Genomic DNA, 19,869 nt, shown 5'->3' with positions numbered 1-19,869 from the left:
AAACCCGCCGAGGCGGGTTTTTTCTTGGCCTATAACGACGATTACCAGTATATCCCCCGCATAATCGCCGCAAAGGCTACCTGCTCGGTAGAGACTTTCGGCTTTTCGCCGGACTTGCTGCCAGCAGCTGCTGGAGAATCCGGGAACATCCGGTAGCCAGTGTTCATAATGATCTCACCCATCTTCGGTGCCAGCGCATGCAGAACCTGCGCGAACACGCCAAGACGGGTGGCAATGCGCTTGGGCCGGTACACAATCGCATCCGCCACCATCTGCGCGGCTTCATCCGGTGTCAGCGTCGGCACGGAATCGTAGATCTTGGTGGGCGCGATCATCGGCGTTTTCACCAACGGCATGTTGATGGTGGTGAAGGTCACATTGCGATCCGACCATTCCGCAGCGGCACAGCGGCTGAACGCGTCCAGTGCGGATTTCGAGGCGACATAGGCCGAAAAACGCGGAGCGTTGGTAAGTACCCCGATGGAAGAAATATTCACCACGTGCCCGCGGCGACGCTCCAGCATGGCTGGCGCAAAGCCCATGATCAGCCGAACGGAGCCAAAGTAGTTCAGCTGCATGGTCCGCTCAAAATCGTGGAAGCGGTCAAAAGACAACGCCAGGGAGCGGCGGATGGAGCGACCCGCGTTATTCACCAGTACATCCACGTGGCCGTGATTATCGAGCACCGTCTTCACAAAGCGGTCGCAGTCGTCCATGTCCGAAAAGTCGCACTGGTACGCATGCACGTTGCCGCCTTTGGCCTCCAGGCTGGCCGCCACTTCATCCAGAGTTTCCTTGGTGCGCGCACCAATGACCAGAATGGCACCGGCCTCTGCCAGCTTCTCTGCCGTTGCCAGGCCAATACCCGAGGTCGCGCCGGTGACCACGCAAACCTTACCTTCAACCGTGCCCTTGAGAGTGCGGTCCTTGAACAGGTCCGGGTCCAGATTGCGCTCCCAGTAGTCCCAGATCACCGGGGCATAGGACGGCAGACGCGGCACCTCAATGTCTGTGCCCTTCAGAACCCGCTCCAGCTCCCGGGTATCAAAACGGGTTGGGTAATTAATGAAGGACATCACCGAGGGCGGAATGCCCATGTCATCCAGAACCGCACTGGTAATGCGTTTGACCGGAGGCAGATTCTTGATGCTCTGGCGAATAAACGGCGGAATAAAACCGAACATCCGGGAATCGATGCGCATACCCATGCGAGGGGCATGGCCGGCCTCGCAGAAGATATTGAGAATCTCACCCACCTTGTACGGATCAGAATCCACCAGATGGAAACAGTTGCCATCCTCACCTTCCAGGTGCGCAATGTGATCCAGGGCGTCGACCACGAAATCCACCGGTACAATGTTCAGCCGGCCACCTTCAATACCGATGGTGGGTACCCACTGGGGCAACGCGTGACGGATCTTCTGAATCATCTTGAAGAAGTAATAGGGCCCGTCCACCTTGTCCATTTCGCCGGTTTCCGAATGGCCAATGACCATACCAGGGCGGTAGATGCGGAACGGAACCTTGCATTCTTCACGCACAACTTTTTCGGATTCGTGCTTGGTGCGCAGGTAAGGATGATCAAGCTTCTCGGCTTCTTCGAACATATCCTCCCGGAAGATACCCTTGAACAGACCCGCTGCCGCGATGGATGACACATGATGGAAATGCTTGGCGCCCATGGCTTCTGCAGCCTGAACAGCCGCCCTGGTGCCTTCGATATTGGTGGCCGCCTGGGCTTCTTCGTCTGCGCCCATGTCGTAGACCGCGGCAAGATGGAATACGTGGTCAATATTTCCTTTCAGTGATTTCAGCGTTTTCGCGTCAATACCAAGGTTTTTGCTGGTGAGGTCGCCGATCACAGCCTTCACTTGCTTGTCGTCTGCACCCCAGCGCTCCCGGAGCCGCTCCAGCTTGTCCTGGGACTGCTCGCGAACCAGAACATACACGGTGCCGCCGCGCGCCAAGAGTTTCTCAACCAGAAAACGACCGATAAAACCGGTGCCGCCTGTCAGGAAATAATTCATAGGTACTCCATTCTGCCTGTTGTGTTTTTTGTCTTTAACCGACACAGATACGACTAAAGTCGTAGCTGATTCCATCGGTCGGCAATTCTACTTAATTGCAACCCTCATGTATCGAACTTTTTTAGAGCTTTTACTCTGTAACCCATTGTTTTTGCTAGAGTCATTACTCTAAAAGCAGCCAGCTCCACCTCACTCCCTGTCCGGTTTATCGACACAATGTGATTGAGATTAGCACAAGAAACCGCGACCACCGCATTGGGTCATTTAATTACGACCAGGCAATGCAAGAGGTTCTTACCAATGACATAATCGGGAACTTCCAGCGCCATTCGGCGTCACTAACCGAGCCAGACATCAAGGTTTAAAAGAAACTGCCATGCCGAAAAACAATCCGAACACCGAACGCCATATTGCCATCGCCCGTGCCTGCCTGAAGGCCATCAACGACACCGCCGCCGACAGTGGTTCCCGGGAAGACAAGATTCAGGCCGTATACCAGGCAATCGACAAGGCGTTTCAGGCCGAGTTTGCCGATTATCGACAGTCCGTTGCGATCATGGCGACGGTGCTGGAGCGGATCGCCTCTGGTGAACTCGACGCTGACCAGGCGGCCAAACTCGCGCGCCAAACCATAGAACAGAAGCCTGACAGCGCCAAAAACAACCAGATGCACTGATCCCTTTTCCGACCTGAACGCCATTCCGGAACCCGAGGCACCATGACTTCGAAACATCCGTTACCTGTTCGATCTCGCTACGCTCTGCTACAGAGGCTGTTGCTGGTCGTCACCGTGTTACTGGCTCCACTGGCGACAGCCAGTGTGTCACCCACCCAAAGTCCCAATGATCCGAACCAGTATCGGTTCATCGAACTCGACAATGGCTTGCGGGTGATCCTCGCTTCGGACCCGGAAACCGACAAAGCCGCCGCCTCCATGAACGTTGCCGTGGGCAGCGGAAACGACCCGAAAGAGCGGGCTGGCCTGGCGCACTTTCTCGAGCACATGCTGTTTTTGGGCACCGAGAAGTACCCGGAGGCAGGCGAATACCAGCAATTTATTCGCAGCCACGGCGGCAGTCATAACGCGTTCACAGCGTTTGAGGACACCAACTATTTCTTTGATGTCGAAGCAGAGTTTCTGGAGCCGGCACTGGACCGGTTCGCCCAACAGTTCTCTGCTCCCCTGTTCACCCCGGAACTGGTGGATCGTGAGCGCAATGCCGTGCACTCGGAGTACAGCTCCAAACTCAAGGATGACGGACGGCGCCTGCTCTCTGTCAGGAAGGCTGCGGGCAATCCGGATCATGCCTTCAGCCAGTTTGCAGTCGGCAACCTCGAGACCCTGGAAAACACCGAAGACAACCCGCTTCGGCCTGACCTGATTCGTTTCTGGGAAGAAAACTATTCGGCGAACATCATGACCCTGGCAGTCTACGGCCCACAGCCGCTGGATGAGCTGGAACGCATGGTGCAGGAGCGCTTTGGCGCCATCGCCAACCGTAACCTTGAACCCAAGGTTCACCCTCACCCGCTGTACGACACCTCCCGGTTGCCAGAGAAAGTGACAGCCGAGACGTTGAAAGACAATCGCAGCATGACGCTGTCTTTCCCGATCCCCTCTCAGCAGCGTTACTATAAAAGTAAACCCGCAGCCTACGTTGCCAACCTGCTGGGCCACGAAGGCACCGGCAGCCTGTTTGACGTTCTGAAACGCGCAGGCATGGTAGAAAGCCTTTCCGCAGGCACAGGGATGGACACCGGCGAACACGCCACTCTCGACATCAGCATGTCGCTCACCCGGGAAGGCCTGGAACACCAGGATGAGATAATTGCCCTCACCTTTGAATATATAGATCGTATTCGTGACAACGGCATCAGCCAGCAACGCTTCAACGAGATGCGACAGCTGGCCATGATTGATTTCCGTTTCCGGGAACGCGCTGAAGCGCAAAGCGAGGCCATGCGACTGTCCAGACTCCTCAAGGACTATCCGCCTGAAGATGTTCTAAGCGCCCCCTGGCTGCTTGAGCGGTATGCCCCAGAGCAATACAGGGCGATCCTCAATCAGCTGAAACCAGCCAACCTTAAAGTCTGGATTGCTGCGCCCAACCTGGACGCGAGCGAGCCGAACCTCACGCGGTGGTATCAGACGCCCTGGGTCAGGACACCCCTGAACCTCGATAATCCGGCAGCTCCCAGCCTGGCTGAACAGCTTGCCCTGCCCGAATCCAACCCCTTTGTTCCAGAAGATCTCGAACTGGTGGGGGGGGATAGCATGGCTCACCCGGAGAAAATTGCCGAACTGGACGGACTGGATATCTGGTACGCCCGGGATACCCGTTTCGCCACTCCGAAAGCCAATCTGTTTGTCAGCCTGAGAACGCCGGCAGCGCGGGAATCCGCCCGGAGTTCAGTGCTCACACAACTGCTGGTGGACGCCATTAACACCAACCTCAACGCCTGGGCCTATTCTGCCCGGCTGGCCGGGCTGGACTACAGCGTCTACCCCCATCTTCGTGGTGTTACCATCCGTGTCGGCGGTTACAACGACAAGCTGCACAAGCTGGCCAACCAGATACTGCTGGAGTTCGCCAACCCCGACCTTACCGAACAGCGATTCAGGATTGCGCGCCAGAACCTGATGGATGCTCTGGAAAACAAGAGCAAAGAACGGCCGGTGCAGCAGACTTCGGAATTTGTCCAAACCGCCTTGCTGGAAGGCACGTTTCCCGTGGAGGAGCGCCTGGCCGCAGCGCGCGACATCACACTGAATGAGCTGAGGGAGTTTGCCGGCAGTTTCCTCGCCCGCACTGATCCCGTCATGCTCGCCCATGGCAACCTGACACAGGCCAGTGCCCTGAATATGGCCAGACAGGTACAGGCTCTGGTGCTGAACGATCACCAGCGTACCAACGTGGATCGGGCGCGAATTCGCCAGCTGCCTCCAAGCCAGACCGCTGCGCATCTGGCGGTTGAGCACCCCGATACCGGTTACACCTTATACCTGCAGGGCAACAACACTTCCTACGCGGAGCGAGCCCGATATCGGTTGCTGGCACAAATCATCAGTAGCCCGTTCTATGAGGAAATCCGGACCACGCGCCAGCTCGGATACATCGTCTACGCGACCGCGTTCGAAATTCTGGAAACGCCGGCGCTCGGACTGGTTGTGCAATCCCCGTCCGCAGACGCACAAGCCATCGACGCAGCCGTTGAGGAGTTCAGCCAGGCTTTCGCGCAACAACTGGCGGAGATGGATAACACCCGGCTTGCGCGTGAAAAACAGGCAGTGATCAGCCAATTGCTGGAGCGTGACCGGCAACTGGGCGAAGTGTCCAGCCGATACTGGCGGGAGATCGACCGGGAAAATGCCGAGTTTAACAGCCGACAAGCCCTGGCCGACGCTATTCGGAACGTATCGCTGGAGGAACTGAAAGAGACCTTCGAACAGGCCATGCTTGAACGACAACGCGCTCTGCTGGTCACCACCGGCGGCGATGCCGTGAATGATGAAGCGATCCTTCAGACCCTGCGGGATCTCGGCCCTGTGCCGAAGGATTGACGGGAGAAATTACGAACCCGCCCGGCGATGCTTCGGCTACCGGGCGGGTTATCGGGTTAAGGAATCTGGTTACAGATCCACCGCAAACTGATTGAAATACACCACAGACCCAGTGCCGGTCCCCACATTCAGAATGCTGAATGCCACCTTGCCCTTCTCCTGAATAAAAGCAAACTTGTCGCTTTCATTCTTTACTTCGTAGTTCTCGGTGTCGTTTTTCTTCTCGTTATACACAGACAAGGCTCCGTCCTGGCTGCCATGACGAATCTGGGCCATGGAGACAATAATCTGGGGAATATCCTTTGCCTTGTTGAACGTCAGAATCCAGATGCCCGAGTCGTTGGTGGGCAACATCACCTGCACAAAGCCTTTCTCGGCGCCATCCTGGTATTTAGAGCTGGCCAGGTCGTTCATGCCAACCCAGTAGGAGTACCAGTTGCCTTCCAGAGCAACGTCAATGGTGTCAAATACCTTGACCTTCACACTGTTGTCGGGATCACTGACACCCAGCTGTTTCACAACTGTAGTCAGCAGGGATTTCGTGCCCTCGCCGTAGGAGTCAAAGCCACCAAAACTCTGAGCCAGACTGGCCTGGGAGAAAGACACGACCAGCAACAGCGCAAGCAACTTGTAGAACTTCATGCAGATTTCCTTTTTATCCGGTACTTGATCCGACGGCTCCGAGTCATCCCCTGCCTGAAAACAGGCCAGGGCTATGATAGTCAGCGACAACCCACGTGATCTACCCGGAAACTGCAACACAGTGTGAACAAATGAAAAATGACAGCCTTGAGCCCGCTGCCTCAGGCCGTTATCATACCGCCTCCTTTTCAATGCCCCCGTAGCTCATCTGGATAGAGCGATCCCCTCCTAAGGGATAGGTAGCAGGTTCGAGTCCTGCCGGGGGTACCATAAAGGCCGCCACCAAATGGCGCCGTCAGAACGGGGGCACCACAACCCCGCCTGCGAGCCATAGCAGCGCAACCACTACCAGAACGCTCAGCACCTTATCTGTCAGCGAAGATCCGCCATGATCGTGATCATGATGGTGGTGGTCATGTGAATGCTGCTTCTGCCCTTGTCGCCAGAACCATAGCAGTATCGCTGTGGCGGTCAGAAACAGGATGTTCAAGACAGCCTGGTAATTCCACTTGAAGAACTCCCGCTCTCCCATTGAGGTCTGGCCACTGAAGTCCGGCAACATGCCCAGCAGGGCCAGGCTGTAGTGCATCAGCAATGACACAGTCACAATGCCGACCAGCATCAGTGCGAGGATGTACAGAGCCATCTTCCAGCCATAATAGGAGGCGTTGATTCTAAGCACTGGCAGCACAACCAGATCGGAAAAGATGAAGGCCATGACGCCCGCAAAACTCACTCCCTGAGCAAACAACACGGCCGCAAGAGGAATATTCCCCATGGAACCGATGAAGGTGAAAAAGGCTGCAATTGGTCCAACCAGTGTCTGCGATAGTACGGCGAGGAAGCCAGGGTTGGCCGCGTTCTCGCCACCGGCGCCGATAAAGAGAGCTTCAAAGAAACTCTGAGGCACCATGGCGGAGATGATACCGGCTACGGTGAAGCCAATAAGGACATCTTTCCAGACCATTTGCCACTCCATCACATAGGTCTGGGCGATCGCCTGCCATCCTTCCTTACTGGTTATTTTTTCCTTCCAGCTTTTGTCAGAGCTGCCGTCGTCCCCGTCGCCGTCATCCATCTTTCGGCGAGCCTGTGCTTCAAGCCGGCGCGGCCGGGTAAGTCGGATCAGCAGCCAGGTTACAAGAATCAGGAGTACACCACCCACATACTCGCCAACCACAAATTGCCAACCCAGAAAAACCGCGATCACGATACCGAGCTCAATCACCAGATTTGTGGAGGCCAGCATAAACGCCAGAGACGGCGCCAGACCGGCGCCCTTATTGAAGATTGCACGGGTGGTGGCCAGTGCGGAGAAGCTGCAAGAACTGGAAATGAAACCAAAAAACGTGCCGAGCGCGATACTGCGCGGTCCATCCTCCCCCATGGCCTGCTGCATCTTACGGCGGGTAACCAGAACCTGAATCAGACTGCTTATGACGTAACCCAGAATAAATGCCCAAAGCGCCATCCAGAAAAAGCCCAGGCTCGTGGTTGCCGCTTCATTCCATAGCGATAGAAAGTTACTCAAAGCGTTCCTCCTTATCTGCCGAAGCATGCGAAGAGTCACCACCTACCCTAGCGCATAATACGACCAGTTGCTGAAACGCTTACTTGATGCCCGAGCCCCTCGCCTATGCAGAATGGCTTTGACGGAGGGGCGAAAAACACAGATTAAGTGCCGGGCGTGGAGGAACCTTATTTGCGCGGATCGGTTACCGAAACCCACGAGTTGTCTGCGTGAGCATCCCGGAAAGCCAACAGGCTATCGACCCCGGAAAAATCCACCAGGTCACGGAAATCCAGCCAGTCCACCAGACAATAGAGACAGATGGCGGAGTAGTTCCACTGCTCAAACTGCCCCGCTTCCACCATGGCAGACAGCGTTCGCAACGTTGTCATGATGCGTTCGCGCTGAAGGTTGTAGAACATCGCATCCTGGCTGGTATCGATTCCGGACCTTTCAGAAAGCAGCATGGTTACCGCAGAATCGTTGGCGCCATCAATCAGCGTTAACTGGTTCTCCTGGTCCCAGGTGAGGGCGTCAAGCCCAAGCTTCTGACCAAGATAACGGGCGATAACCCGTGAGTCATAGAGCTCCTGATCGCCATCAATCAGTACCGGGATTTTCAGGGTGGGATTAGTACGCCGCAGCTCATCACGGCCTTCACCATAAATATCGAGATTGATGAACTCGTACGGTTCATCGCTCAGCAGGAGCCGAATGCGGCGTACGTAGGGCGACGTGGTAGATCCAATCAGTTTCATGATTTCTCCCATAATCAGGTTTTCATTCATGGTAAATCATCTTGCGCGTCATGCCTCCGTCCACCACAAAATTCTGCCCGGTGACGAAGCCAGCCTCGGAGGAAATCAGGTAAGCCACCAGTGAAGCGATGTCTTCGGGACTGCCAACGCGGCCGGCCGGATGCTGCTGGTGATCCGCTTCTGACAGAGGCTCGACAGCCTGCTCGCTTCCCTGCCAGTCACGGGTATCTATCCAGCCCGGGCTGATACAGTTCACCCGTATTTCTGGTCCCAGGCTAATGGCCAACGCATGGGTCAGTGCCACAAGGCCACCCTTGGTGGCGGCGTAGGCTTCGGTATCCGGCTCTGATTGCAGGGCCCGTGTGGAGGCCATATTCACAATCACGCCCCTCGCCTTCCGGAGATGCGGTATCGCATGTTTGCTCACCAGAAACGGCCCGGTCAGATTGACATCCATTCGACGCTGCCACTGTTCAAGGCCCAATTGTTCTATCGGGCCGGTATGAGGGTCCGCAATGCCAGCGTTGTTAATAACGGCATTCAGGCCACCACCCCAGTGCACTGTTTGGGAAATGATATTCTCAACATCCGCTTCGCTGGCAACGTCGCCTGCCAGAAACACGACTTCACCCTCTGCGTTGGCAACCAACTGTTCACCTACGGCTTGGTCAGTATCGCAGAATGCCACTTTCCAGCCCGCCGCCGCCAGGTGCAGCACTATGCCTCGGCCAATTCCCTTCGCGCCTCCTGTCACCAGGACTACCTTTTGCGTTCGTTCCAAGTCTGCCTCCAACGGTTTCGGTTCCGTCAATACTATTCAACGGGCTTTGCGCCGGACGGAATGATTGCTGCAGTTTAGCAGCAACTGATTGATACGGTTTTCGCCGATGCCTGTTTCTACAGGTTAGAATGCCCGCCTGCCCACACTACCGGAAACCAACCATGGCCCGCTTTAACGAAATTGGCACCGCAACCATCCCCGGCAACGGCAGCCGCTTGCGACTGCTGCAACGTAATGACGAGTTTTCCATCAAGATTGCCGGCGCCCCGGGTGAACTGATGAACAGCCGCTTACATGGTTCGGAGGATGCTCTGGCCACCCTCGCCTGTGAACGCCTGAGCCATCTGCCCGCGCCACGGATCCTGATTGGCGGGCTGGGTATGGGCTTTACCCTGGCGGCAGCGCTTTCGGCTACAGGCGATCAGGCTCAGGTGACGGTGGCAGAGCTGGTTCCCGAGGTAGAAACCTGGAATCGCGGACCATTGGGCGCAGCCGCCGGCTACCCTCTGGACGATCCCCGGGCCGCCGTTCACATTGGCGATGTGGCAGAACTTTTGCAACAGGGCGATGGCAACTGGGACGCCATCTTGCTGGATGTGGATAACGGTCCGGAAGGTCTTACCCGTAAAGAAAACAACTGGATCTACTCTCCGGAAGGCATCGCCGCCGCCCAGAAATCCCTGAGCAACGACGGCATTCTCGCCTACTGGTCGGCCGGTCCGGAACAGGCCTTTACCGAACGCTTGCGGCGCGCTGGCTTTTCGGTGGAACCCGTTGTTGTGAGAGCCCTGCGTCCGGGTAAAGGCGCCCGTCACACAATCTGGCTGGCCTGGTAATTTGGGGGATGGCGGGCGATTCCCGATCGGTTTGTTGCCATACGGTCATTCGAAATACAGGTTCAGGTGTACTAGGGTTACTGATGAAGCCGCTATGTTTTGACGAGGATCTGGTCCTCGGCGAAACACTCAGGAGGTCTTTCCATGAAACCCTCAGTGAGTATTACCGGTGAACAGGAAGCCCATAAAGTAGCCGCAATATTCGAGACAGAAACCGATGCCAACGGCGTTGCACGGGTGCTGTCGCAGGAAACCAGTCTGGATCACGAGCAAGTCATTGTTGTAAGCCCCCAGGACCGACACCCGGGTGAAGAGCTGGAGCCAGAGAACCAGGGCATATGGCAAACGCTGGTGCGTTCGCATCTCTGGCTTGGTATCGGAGGTGCCGTCGCAGGCTTTATTGTGTTCGTGATACTGAGTGCTGTCGGCGTGGAGTTTATTGCCCAGAATGGCGTGGTTGCCGCAGCCGTTCTTGCGGCGCTCGGCCTGATACTTGGCCTGTTGGTGGCTGGAGGCGTTACGCTCCGGCCGGACCACACACCCTATGTTGCCAAAGCGCAGTCGGCTCTAAAGGAGGGCAAGTATGTACTGACCGTGCATGCCTCCAGTTCTGAGCAACTCAAGGAGGCCACGACGGTCCTGAAAAACCGGAACGTCCGGTTAGTGCGAACTATCTGAGCCTCCGCCCCCGGAGCCACGTTATTGGTAGCAACCAGAGCACGGTGGCCAGTAGCCAGCGCGTAAGCAACAGCAGTGGCAGCAGTACCAGGAACCATCCTGGCATCTGCACCATCCAGGCCGGCACGCCCAGTACCCGGGCAGCGCCGGCGAATACGTCGTTCAGTAAGGCGGGGTGTTTGACAACGACATAGACCAGAGCCACCGCAGCGGGCCACTTTGCGTTGCTAACCATGACCGAAGCCATTCGCCCGGCCCGCGCGAGGCGGGAAGAATAGGCCGCGGAACGGGCGGTGACACTCGAGGCTCTTGCAGTACCTGCTGCCGCCCGACCGGCTTTCAGGAATTTCACCGCACTGCCAATAATCAGCGCGTCTACGGCGGCCCAGCCGACATCTTCCATGCGGATCGGCTGATCGGTACGGTACCGGGATTCCAGAGTCCGGATGCCACTGGTGAAGAACTGCGTAATGCCCTCTGTAATCCGCTCCGTCCAGATCCACTCTATGTTATTGCCATCGGCCCCCACCACGAACTGGCCCGTGAAATCCTGCCCTTCTTTATTGGCGAAGTTGACGGCATACCAGGCACGCTGTTCCGGCGTCAGGACTTTACCGGTGCCGGCAACCCGGTTCATCATCTCAATCGAGCCAACCGGATTCTGATAAAAATGCATCACAGGAGGCATCAGATACTCGCCATGGGCTCGCAGGGCCTGCCGAAATTCCGGTTCTTCACCAAACAGATCCATTACAAACCTGGTCCACTCGGGGTATACCTGCAACGCGGCCTGAGCTTTCAGCAACAGCAGGCGGTCGTCCCGGTAATCCAGCAGGAGCGCCTGCAGAGCCAAGGCTTCGCCCAGCAGCGGTGATTCTGTACCGAATTCATCCTGGGCCTGCAGGCGCACAAGCCGTTCCTCAACCGGTTGCGGTTGCAAGCGCACTGACACCAGAGCGGCCACTGCCAACGCGAAAAGCGCCAGCCACAATAGTCGCCGTCTGGGCCGGGACTGGAACAGTGCGGGCTCTGTCATTCAGTACTCCTGCTATAAAAACCTCAGTCTACATGGAAAATCTCCAACATGAAGGCTGATACATGTCAACATCGGTTACAGAAAACAACTCTAGGTGGGTATACCCGTTGCAAAAAACGGATACCATGTCCTTATAACCTCGCTTTCGTCCGACGGCACCTATGGATATCTTCGAGCAGAAACGCCGCATTATCACCACTGCCATCGTTGCAGTTGTTCTCACTGGAATCAGTATTGCCGTGGTGGTCTCCACCCCCCTGATCAATCAGATCCATACCCAGGCCGCAGACACTGCGAGCCTGGTGGCCGATGCCAAGGCCGAGAGCGTTCGGGCGGTATTCGATCAGCATCAGGATCTGGCGCGACAAACCGCCAGTCGCTCTGAGCTCGCGCGGGTTATGGTCGAATACAACAGGGGAAACCTGGCACTCGCTGACTTGCGGACCTTTTCTCGCCCCAGGCTTGACGATGCCGCAAAAAACATCGACAACCTTGCCGCCATCGTCCGGTTTGATGCCAGTGGCGCCGAAGTTGTGCGCGTCGGGCCTCTGGACGATCAACTTCCCGCTGACCTGCCTATGCCATCCGGGCTTGATATCCAGTCCTACCCGGTAGGGGTAAATAACGAAGCGAGGCCGTTACTGCACGTCATCGCTGCGATACGCGAGGATGAACAGATCGTTGGCTATGATCTTCTGCTGTTCGAACTCTCCCCACTGATTCCCATCTTTCGCGTGGATGCGGACTCCAGTCTGTGCCTGCTTGATGTCGAGAGAACGCGGCGACTGATCTGGACCGAGGGCAGTCATCAGTTTCAACTGACAACACCCAATGGTTGCCTGGCCGAACAGGAGGGTATCGATTACAAACCAGACCTCGACTTTTTCCGGGCTTCGCTTCCAGACGGCACCCGTGTTCTGGCATTCATACGACTCGTGGAAGGGTATGGCTGGGAAATCCATATGAACGTCAGGACTTCCAGTGTGTTCGGTAAAGTGATCGAAGACATTGTTATCAGTGTTGTGCTGATACTCATGCTCTCCGCCCTTGCCGGCACAATGGTCTGGCGTTCACTGATGCCCGTTGTGCATGCACTGGTCAACCAGGCCTCCCAGATTGCCCGGTCTACCGATGAACTTCGGCTGGCCCAGCAGGTCTTTAACCACACCCACGAAGCCATCGTGATTTGCGACACCGGTTTACAGGTTATTCGTGCTAACCCGGCCTTCAACGAGATTACCGGCGCAACACCCAAGACACTTCGCAATACTAACCTGCTGGCATTTATGGACAGTGATAGATGCAAGGAGATAGACCGGGAAGAGATCCACCGGCATCTGGTCGCGGAAAATGCCTGGCAAGGCGAGGTCTGGCTGACCGGGCCCGATAATGATCCGTTTCCCAATCTGCTGACGGTTTCGCCGGTGCGCAATGCCCGGGGACAGATCCAGCAACTGATTCTTACCTTCAGCGATATTACCGCACGGGTACAGGCAGAAAAGCAGATGTTCCGGCTGGCACATTTCGACAAACTCACTGGCCTGCCAAATCGCACGGCCCTGGAAACCCACCTGGAACAAGCCATCGAGCAGGCACGACGCCAGCATCATCACTTCGCCCTGATGTTCCTGGATCTGGACAAATTCAAACCGGTAAACGACACCATGGGCCACCAGGCTGGCGATGAGCTGCTACGGAATGTCGCGAGAAGGCTCAAGCACAGTATCCGGGCCAATGATGTGGTGGGGCGCCGGGGTGGGGATGAGTTCGTGATCATAACCGGGCCATTAACCAACGATGCCGATGCCCAACCCATTGCTCGCAAAATGATCCAGGTGCTGAATGAGCCGTTTCACATTCAGGGCCAGACTGTGCACATTGGTGCCTCGGTGGGAATCGCCTTGTACCCGGACAACGGCCAGACCGCTGAGCAACTACTGGCCACCGCCGACAAGGCCATGTATTCCGTGAAAACCAGCGGCAGGAACAACCTGGCGTTTGCCTGAGCGGCAGCGAGTGTCCCGTCTGGCTAATTCCTTAATCTACTGCTTGCCTCTGAGGACTCTGACCAAGGCGCCAGTCTGTAGATGTGGTGGTTCCACATCAAGGACTGGCAACACAGGGCTCAGAGTCCTCAGAGACAAGCCCTCCGGGAGCTTCTGAAAAGCCGAAGAACGTCGTTCTGCTGGCTCGATTTGGAACCACCAAACCTTCACCAGCACGCCTAGCTCTTCGGCTTTTCAGAAGCTCAGTAGGTTAAGGAATTAGCCAGACGGGACACTAACTCTGCTCGTACTCCTGCACCAGCTGGTTTAAAAAGTAAATACCGGCGGAGCTGAGGAAATAGCGCCCTGCCCCGGAGCGAAACAGCAGGTTCCGTTTTTCCAGGTAATCCAGCGCTTCGCTCAACCCTTTCTCGAAACGGGCGGCCCGAAGGATGTCCTGATACTCCTCATCCGCCCCCAGATTTGCCAGATCCTGCTCGTTTAAACCAGCTTCAGGGCGCCCCAGATAATCCAGATCTCTGCCGCTTCGGGCAAAGTAGCGGCCGATCAGAAGCAATACCACCTGCACCCGGAAAGCGTTTTCATCGTGCTCTTCGCTTTCGTCGTCACTGCTCTCTTTCAGGAAGAAAAAGGCGCCGGTTTCATTGAACACCAGGTCGCTACCCAGATGCTCATAGAAAGTACGGAAGTGAGACAGGTGGTTATACAGCAGGTTGTAGAGGGGGTTGGCACGAAGTTCCGAGCGGTTGTTGTCCCACACATCCCGGACAATCACCCGGCCAGCCTGGAACTCCCGGTAGATGGCGGCACTGTGAGCCGGCAGGATCTGCTCGAAGCTGGTCGCGCCCTGCTCGTTCAGGGTGCTCTCTGTATCCCGGGTTTCCACGAAATCAGGCATGGTCTGGCTCTTGTTCTGTATCAGTCGTAATGGTTTCAAGGCGTCGTTTGCGGTACACAAACTGTTCACAGTCCGGCGCCTGTTCCAGGGTGCGGAAACGGTTAGTGGTTGTCACCTGCATACCCTCCGGCGGCGAATTGACCAGCCGGTTCAGGGCTGCCAGCAGGTCCGCAAAACGGTAGCCCGGGATGAAGCCATCCAGCCGGCCGTGAAGCTCCCGCACAAGATCCGCCGTGGGCCGCAATTCCAGGGTTTCCAGCCATTGATACAATTGGTTGATGCGCTGAAGGTCTACCCGGCTTTCGCGGCCGCTTCCGGCCACTTCCTGCAGTACCGGCACTTCGGATTGGCGGCGCAGATCGCTCAGGCGCAGCTCCAGTTCGCTGAACAACAACTGGTAGTAGCACGACGACTGGCCAAAGGCATAATGCTTGGGCCGCTGCTGTGCCCGCAGGCCCACCAGGAAGCCGGTGCTGCGGGCAAAGTCGCCTCCTTCGAGCCATTTGCGGCGCAGGCTGAGGGTTTCGGTGTCGTCTTTGAGCGCACGCAGCTTGCCGTAGAAATGCTCCATGGCATTGTACTGGGCCATGCCCCGGCGGGTCTTGCGCAGGAAGTGTTCCACCTCCTGGGCCACCGCCTGAATGGGCTTGTACAGAGCATTCAGGCTGATAGAGGAACGAAACAGCTGGTCCGCCAGGCTGTGGTCGTCGTGGCTTTCCAGCAGCCGCACCATGGATTCCAGGGTTTCGAACAGATTGCTGCCGTCAGGCAGCCGGGTGTCCGGGTTCAGGAACACCAGCGTGGGTTTGATATGGCGCTCGTACAGCGTAACGATCTGCTCGAACAGATTCTGGCGAAACTCCAGGTATTTCTCCGGCGCCCGGCTGGCGTCGCCGGACAGGTCGGCCAGCTGGGCGCTAATGGTCTGCATGCGCAGCACGTTCTGGCGCAGCAGGCCGATCAGCTGGCTGACCCGCTCGTTCAGGTCATCCCGAAGTTCGGTGTAATCCGGGTCGGCCTCGCTGAAGCTGCTGGTTTCCAGGCGGTTGCGTACATCCCGAAGGGTCACCAGATGGCCCCGCAGGCGGGCGTCAGTAAGCTCCTGGTAGAGCGAGGCGTTACAGGCCCGCATCAGGTTGATCAGGGCATCCTGAAACACCAGCCGGCGCTCGCCATCGGCCTTGATAATGTCTATGACCAGGCCGCTGCGGAACAGATTGTCGGTGTTCATCGCCAGCCGCACCCGCTCCCTGTCCGCATTGCCCAAGCTACGGGTGTAGTCCATCACCTCGGCCACCAGATCACTTTCACGGATATACCGGGCTTCGTTCCGGTCCATGCGTTCGATCATCCGGAACAGGATTTTCGGGTGCTCGAACAGCAGCCGGGTGGTGTCCAGGGTGCTGAAGCGTTTACTCATCCACCGGCTCCAGAAGGCTGTTCTGGGTGTGGTCGGCCCAGTGGCTCAGAGATTCGCCGTTGGTAAAGCCTTCCGCGCCGCCCCAGAACACCAGAGTGCGTTCCTTGCTGTAGGGCCGCGCGGTGCGCATCTGCCCTACTTCCAGGTGCCGGCCGATCAGGTAGATCACTTCGGCGCTGGCGCTGTGGGTCGCCGCGGAAAACAGGTTGAAACCCTGCTTACGCAACCGCTCCAGCAGCGACGGCATCTGGCTGATATCCACGCTGGCCAGCTCATCCAGCACCATCGGGAAGGACAGCTGCACGCCCGGGTACAGCACCCTCTTGAGCAGCCGGTACACCAGCTCCAGGTTGATCAGGGCGGTGGTGGAGGTGGACTGGCCTTTCTTGTCCAGGTTGGCGGCGTTTTCCTTGCGGGTGCGGTAGGAAATCCCGGTGATGACTTTGTCCATGGTCAGGCGTTTGCTGCCGCCCTGCTCCCCGAAAAAGTCGGCTACAAACACCCTAAGGCGGTCGTAGAAGGCGTCGGACTGCAACTGGTTGCCGTAAGGGTCGATGTTGTTGGCTTCTTCCACCAGATTGCGGAATTTCGGGTCGGTGTGGATGTCCACCCGGATTTCCACCAGATCGTTGATGCGCACGCCGTCCAGCTCCCGGTTAAGCTGGGCTTCGAATCGGGCAATGTGCTCGTGGTTGGATTTCAGGGCCTGGCGGTAGCTGGCGACGGTTTCATTATGGATGCCAACCTGCTGCTCCAGCACACTCCAGCGCTCGGCCATGCCGGCGAACAGGTCTGAAAGGCTCTTGAACGTGCTTCGGATAACAGACGATGCCGGGCTGTCTTTCTGCAATTCACCTTCGGTATCTTCATGGATACCCAGGTACACAAACTGGCGCAGGTGGTCGAGGATATTGCGGCGGCGCTCTTCCAGGTCGTCCAGCTGGCTTTGCAACTCGTCGAAGGCGGCAGCCGATACGCGCTCAATGTCCAGCGGCTGTTCCGCCTGCACGGCCTTCAGGTGCGGGAAGCGGTGCTCCACGGTGCCAACGCTCTTGCTCAAGGCCGCCAGCTCCCGCTCCCGTTCTTCAATGCGATCTTTCTCGGCTTTCGCTTTCGCGGCTTTCGCCTGAACCGCGTCCTGTTTTTCCTGCTCCAGCCGGGCCTGTTCGTTCAGTTTGGCAAGCTGTTCTTCGGCGGCCTGTTTTTCTTCGGTGGCGTCTTTCAGGGTGGTGGCTGCCGCAGGGTAGCGCTGCAGCGTTTCCAGGTCTTTCTCGATAGACCGGATTTCTTTCTCCGTGCGCTCGATCAGCTGAGGTCGGTCGTGTTCCTGATTGGCGGTGTCGGCCAGCTCTGAGCGTTCTTTCTCCAGACCATGAAGTTCACCTTCAATATGATGGCGTTGCTCGGCAAAGTTGGTGTGCCGGGCAGGCTGGCTCTGGTATTCAGTATCAAACCAGTCAAAGCCGCGATCGTTGGGCGCAAACAGGCGAGCGAAGGCTTCAATGGTGGCTTTGCTATCGGCATCCAGATCCTGGCCGGGGCTCGCCATCATCAGCCGGGGATCAACCGCCCGTAACGGCGCAGCAGTGGTCTCGTCCAGCTGGTTCTGCAGCTGCCACTGCTGTTTGCTTTCCCGGTCTTTCAGGGTTTCCAGCTTGCGCTCCAGATCCTGCTTTTTGCGCTGAATCTGCTCCAGTCGGATTTCCGCGTGGGCGGCGCTTTTCAGGGCAGCAAGATGGCCTTTCTTGCTTTCCAGCTCCTCTGTCTGGATCTCTGCAATTTCCTGCAGGGTCATGTCGCCATACTGCGAGATCAGCAGCTCACCGTCTTTCTGGCTCTGTTCGGCCTGCTTGATACGCCGATCGGCGGAGCGAATCTCGCCCTTCAGGCCGCTGGCCTCCTGCTCCAGTTTTTTCAGGGTTTGCAACACGTGGCGCAGGGTGTCGTTCTGATCGTTGAAAGCCTCAAGCGCCACCCGGCGTTTGGCCGCAATATCGGCCAGGGCGTTGGTCACCCCGTCCCGGAAGGCGGCAAAGTCGTGCTGACTGCGTAGTAAGGTCTGATAGGCCTGGTAGTCGCGGTTCAGCTTCTCAAACCGGTGTCGCTCTTTCTCGATACGGTTGAGCTGGCTTTGCTGCTGCTTGAGCTGATCGTGGCGATTGAGGAAATCGTCGATGTTGAAGTCAAAGGCATCGTCAGCAAACTTCTTGTCCGCTTCGATAATGCTGGCCACGGCGTTGGCCATGGCCTGATCGTCCGCCTTCATCTCGAACAGCAGCAGAATCAGGGTGCGCAGGGATTGCACCCGGCGTTCGTCCGACTCGCCCAAGGGCAGCACGGAATAACGCACCGCGTCGGCGTTCATCAGCTCGCTGCTGTAAAGCATGGATTTGAGTTTGGCCGGGTCGTTGACCAGCCTGGTGTCTTTGGAGCGTTTCTTGAGCGCCTCCGACAGCCGGCTGAACGACAGCTCCGGCACCGCCTGGCCAATGCCATCTTCATCGTCGCCGTTCCAGAACAAAGGTCGTAACTGGTCGTAACTGACCGGAACAAAGGCCCGGCCGTAGCTAAGCTGGCTGGCGTTGTCGCGATACAGGATCTGGCAATGGCTGCCCGCCGGGTTTTCCGCTTCCATAATCAGGAAGCTGAACTGGCTGGGGAAGTAGTGCTGGAAGCTTTCTTCGTTGGTGTAGAAGCTGCCGGCGCTGGCGTTGCGGAAGGCAAATTTCTTGCGGCTGTTCTTGAAATTGTTCTCCGGCAACAGGAACAGGCGCAGGGAGTTCAGCAAGCTGGATTTGCCCAGGTTGCCCGGCCCAAGAATCAGGCCGTGGTTGTCCACTGGAATTTCCACGTAACAGAAGCCGGCGGAATCCACCAGCACCAGGCGGCGAATGCCGAAGGTGAACGTACTCGCGCTCGCCTGTGAATCACTCATCCAGAATCATCTCCTGTTCCATGAATTTACTGGTGGCCCGGAAGGCCTGCGCCAACGACACAAACCCCAGATCTTCCGCCAGCGACAGGGCTTTTGTAAACCTTTCGGTGGAGTCCGGGGTTTTGCGGAATCGGCTCAGCCAAGGTTGCCAGTCAGCCGGCTGCAGAAAGCAGGCCTTGTCGCCCAGTGCCGATCGCACCGATGAAAACATCTGCAGGCCGCCGGCATCGTAATCAAAGGCGCAGAGCACCTCATCGTAACCGGTCAGCCAGTTCAAATCCGCAGTACCGGTAATCCGATTGCCGCCACCGAGCACGACATCGCTGTTTGTGAGATCAACTGCCTGGCCCAGGCAGTCACCGGCAAAGGCCAGCATCTGTCGGTAGTAATAGAAATTTCGCTCATTCTCCACCACCAGCACCCGAGGCGCTGGCCGAAAACCGATATCCACCGCATCTCCGGTAATCACCACCGAATCCGGCCGGTTGCCTGTAAGGGCGTGATGATATACCAGCAGAAAACTCACATCGGTGCCGTGGCGGTGGGAATCGCCCTTCTTCGCCGCATCTACTCTGCTAACGGGTGAAGCGGCCTGTCGATGTAACTCCGCAAACGCAGCTTCATCAAGAATGGTTACCTCCCAGCGATTGGCGCCAACCTTCTCCGTTGCGAACAGCTCCCGATGCCGCCGACGCTGGGAATCCGGCAGCTTCTTCAGAAAGGCCTCGTAGTTAATCGCCTGGCCCTGAAGGATTTTCTGGAGGTAGTTCTTCAATAGCT

General features: G+C 57.1%; 15 protein-coding genes and 1 tRNA gene. 6 read left to right on the top strand and 10 right to left on the bottom strand.

Going from position 1 to position 19,869, the window contains the following annotated elements; translation table 11 throughout:
• Positions 1-41: 41 nt before the first annotated feature.
• Positions 42-2,027 (bottom strand): SDR family oxidoreductase, encoded by a 1,986-nt coding sequence (locus QPL98_RS15440; RefSeq protein WP_278350490.1) that lies wholly within the window; start codon positions 2,025-2,027, stop codon positions 42-44.
• Positions 2,028-2,403: 376 nt separating this feature from the next.
• Here QPL98_RS15440 and QPL98_RS15435 point away from each other — a divergent pair, with 376 nt between their 5' ends.
• A complete protein-coding gene (locus QPL98_RS15435) occupies positions 2,404-2,703 on the top strand; it encodes a hypothetical protein (protein ID WP_278350489.1) in 300 nt (99 codons plus the stop codon).
• Positions 2,704-2,745: 42 nt separating this feature from the next.
• On the top strand, positions 2,746-5,589 hold the full coding sequence (locus tag QPL98_RS15430; RefSeq protein WP_303293574.1) for an insulinase family protein: 2,844 nt from the start codon (positions 2,746-2,748) through the stop codon (positions 5,587-5,589).
• A gap of 69 nt (positions 5,590-5,658) precedes the next feature.
• Here the strand turns inward: QPL98_RS15430 and QPL98_RS15425 are convergent, their stop codons facing one another.
• Positions 5,659-6,231: a hypothetical protein gene (locus QPL98_RS15425; RefSeq protein WP_011785969.1), complete on the bottom strand. Its 573-nt coding sequence runs from the start codon at positions 6,229-6,231 to the stop codon at positions 5,659-5,661.
• Between the two features lie 193 nt (positions 6,232-6,424).
• On the opposite strand from QPL98_RS15425, the gene QPL98_RS15420 reads away from it, so the two are divergent.
• A tRNA-Arg gene (locus QPL98_RS15420) sits at positions 6,425-6,501 on the top strand.
• A gap of 25 nt (positions 6,502-6,526) precedes the next feature.
• On the opposite strand, the gene QPL98_RS15415 is transcribed toward QPL98_RS15420, so the two are convergent.
• The 3 genes from QPL98_RS15415 to QPL98_RS15405 form a co-directional block, all read right to left on the bottom strand.
• Positions 6,527-7,762: a permease gene (locus QPL98_RS15415; RefSeq protein WP_278350487.1), complete on the bottom strand. Its 1,236-nt coding sequence runs from the start codon at positions 7,760-7,762 to the stop codon at positions 6,527-6,529.
• Between the two features lie 167 nt (positions 7,763-7,929).
• Positions 7,930-8,499: a glutathione S-transferase family protein gene (locus tag QPL98_RS15410; protein WP_199451999.1), complete on the bottom strand. Its 570-nt coding sequence runs from the start codon at positions 8,497-8,499 to the stop codon at positions 7,930-7,932.
• Positions 8,500-8,521: 22 nt separating this feature from the next.
• Positions 8,522-9,280: an SDR family oxidoreductase gene (locus tag QPL98_RS15405; protein WP_199451998.1), complete on the bottom strand. Its 759-nt coding sequence runs from the start codon at positions 9,278-9,280 to the stop codon at positions 8,522-8,524.
• Between the two features lie 161 nt (positions 9,281-9,441).
• Between QPL98_RS15405 and QPL98_RS15400 the strand changes: the two genes are divergently transcribed.
• Entirely contained in the window at positions 9,442-10,116 is a 675-nt protein-coding gene (locus tag QPL98_RS15400; RefSeq protein ID WP_199451997.1) for a spermidine synthase, read from the top strand.
• 144 nt (positions 10,117-10,260) lie between these two features.
• Positions 10,261-10,794, top strand: coding sequence for a hypothetical protein (locus QPL98_RS15395; RefSeq protein WP_199451996.1), 534 nt, complete (start codon positions 10,261-10,263; stop codon positions 10,792-10,794).
• Here QPL98_RS15395 and QPL98_RS15390 read toward each other — a convergent pair.
• Complete coding sequence (locus QPL98_RS15390) at positions 10,787-11,830, bottom strand: hypothetical protein (protein ID WP_199451995.1); 1,044 nt, start codon at positions 11,828-11,830, stop codon at positions 10,787-10,789. The genes QPL98_RS15395 and QPL98_RS15390 overlap by 8 nt on opposite strands.
• Positions 11,831-11,991: 161 nt before the next feature.
• On the opposite strand from QPL98_RS15390, the gene QPL98_RS15385 reads away from it, so the two are divergent.
• Entirely contained in the window at positions 11,992-13,836 is a 1,845-nt protein-coding gene (locus tag QPL98_RS15385; protein ID WP_303293573.1) for a sensor domain-containing diguanylate cyclase, read from the top strand.
• A 274-nt stretch (positions 13,837-14,110) separates the two neighbouring features.
• Here the strand turns inward: QPL98_RS15385 and QPL98_RS15380 are convergent, their stop codons facing one another.
• From QPL98_RS15380 to QPL98_RS15365, 4 genes are read right to left on the bottom strand one after another with little or no spacing between them, the layout of a single operon-like run.
• A complete protein-coding gene (locus QPL98_RS15380) occupies positions 14,111-14,734 on the bottom strand; it encodes a hypothetical protein (RefSeq protein ID WP_303293572.1) in 624 nt (207 codons plus the stop codon).
• The gene (locus QPL98_RS15375; RefSeq protein ID WP_303293571.1) at positions 14,727-16,154 is read right to left on the bottom strand and encodes a hypothetical protein; all 1,428 of its coding nucleotides are present in this window, start codon (positions 16,152-16,154) and stop codon (positions 14,727-14,729) included. The genes QPL98_RS15380 and QPL98_RS15375 overlap by 8 nt, the downstream gene beginning before the upstream one ends.
• Positions 16,147-19,089 carry a hypothetical protein gene (locus tag QPL98_RS15370; protein WP_303293570.1) on the bottom strand — a complete coding sequence of 981 codons (2,943 nt, stop codon included), beginning with the start codon at positions 19,087-19,089 and terminating at the stop codon, positions 16,147-16,149. Before QPL98_RS15370 ends, QPL98_RS15375 begins: the two co-directional genes overlap by 8 nt.
• Positions 19,082-19,864 carry a Wadjet anti-phage system protein JetD domain-containing protein gene (locus QPL98_RS15365; RefSeq protein ID WP_286715111.1) on the bottom strand — a complete coding sequence of 261 codons (783 nt, stop codon included), beginning with the start codon at positions 19,862-19,864 and terminating at the stop codon, positions 19,082-19,084. The genes QPL98_RS15370 and QPL98_RS15365 overlap by 8 nt, the downstream gene beginning before the upstream one ends.
• Between the last annotated feature and the right edge of the window lie 5 nt (positions 19,865-19,869).

This window comes from Marinobacter sp. ST-43 (genome assembly GCF_030541085.1).
In the GTDB taxonomy this organism is placed as follows: domain Bacteria; phylum Pseudomonadota; class Gammaproteobacteria; order Pseudomonadales; family Oleiphilaceae; genus Marinobacter; species Marinobacter nauticus.
Note: the sequence above shows the minus strand (reverse complement) of the source record. Positions and strands in the feature narration are given on the sequence as shown.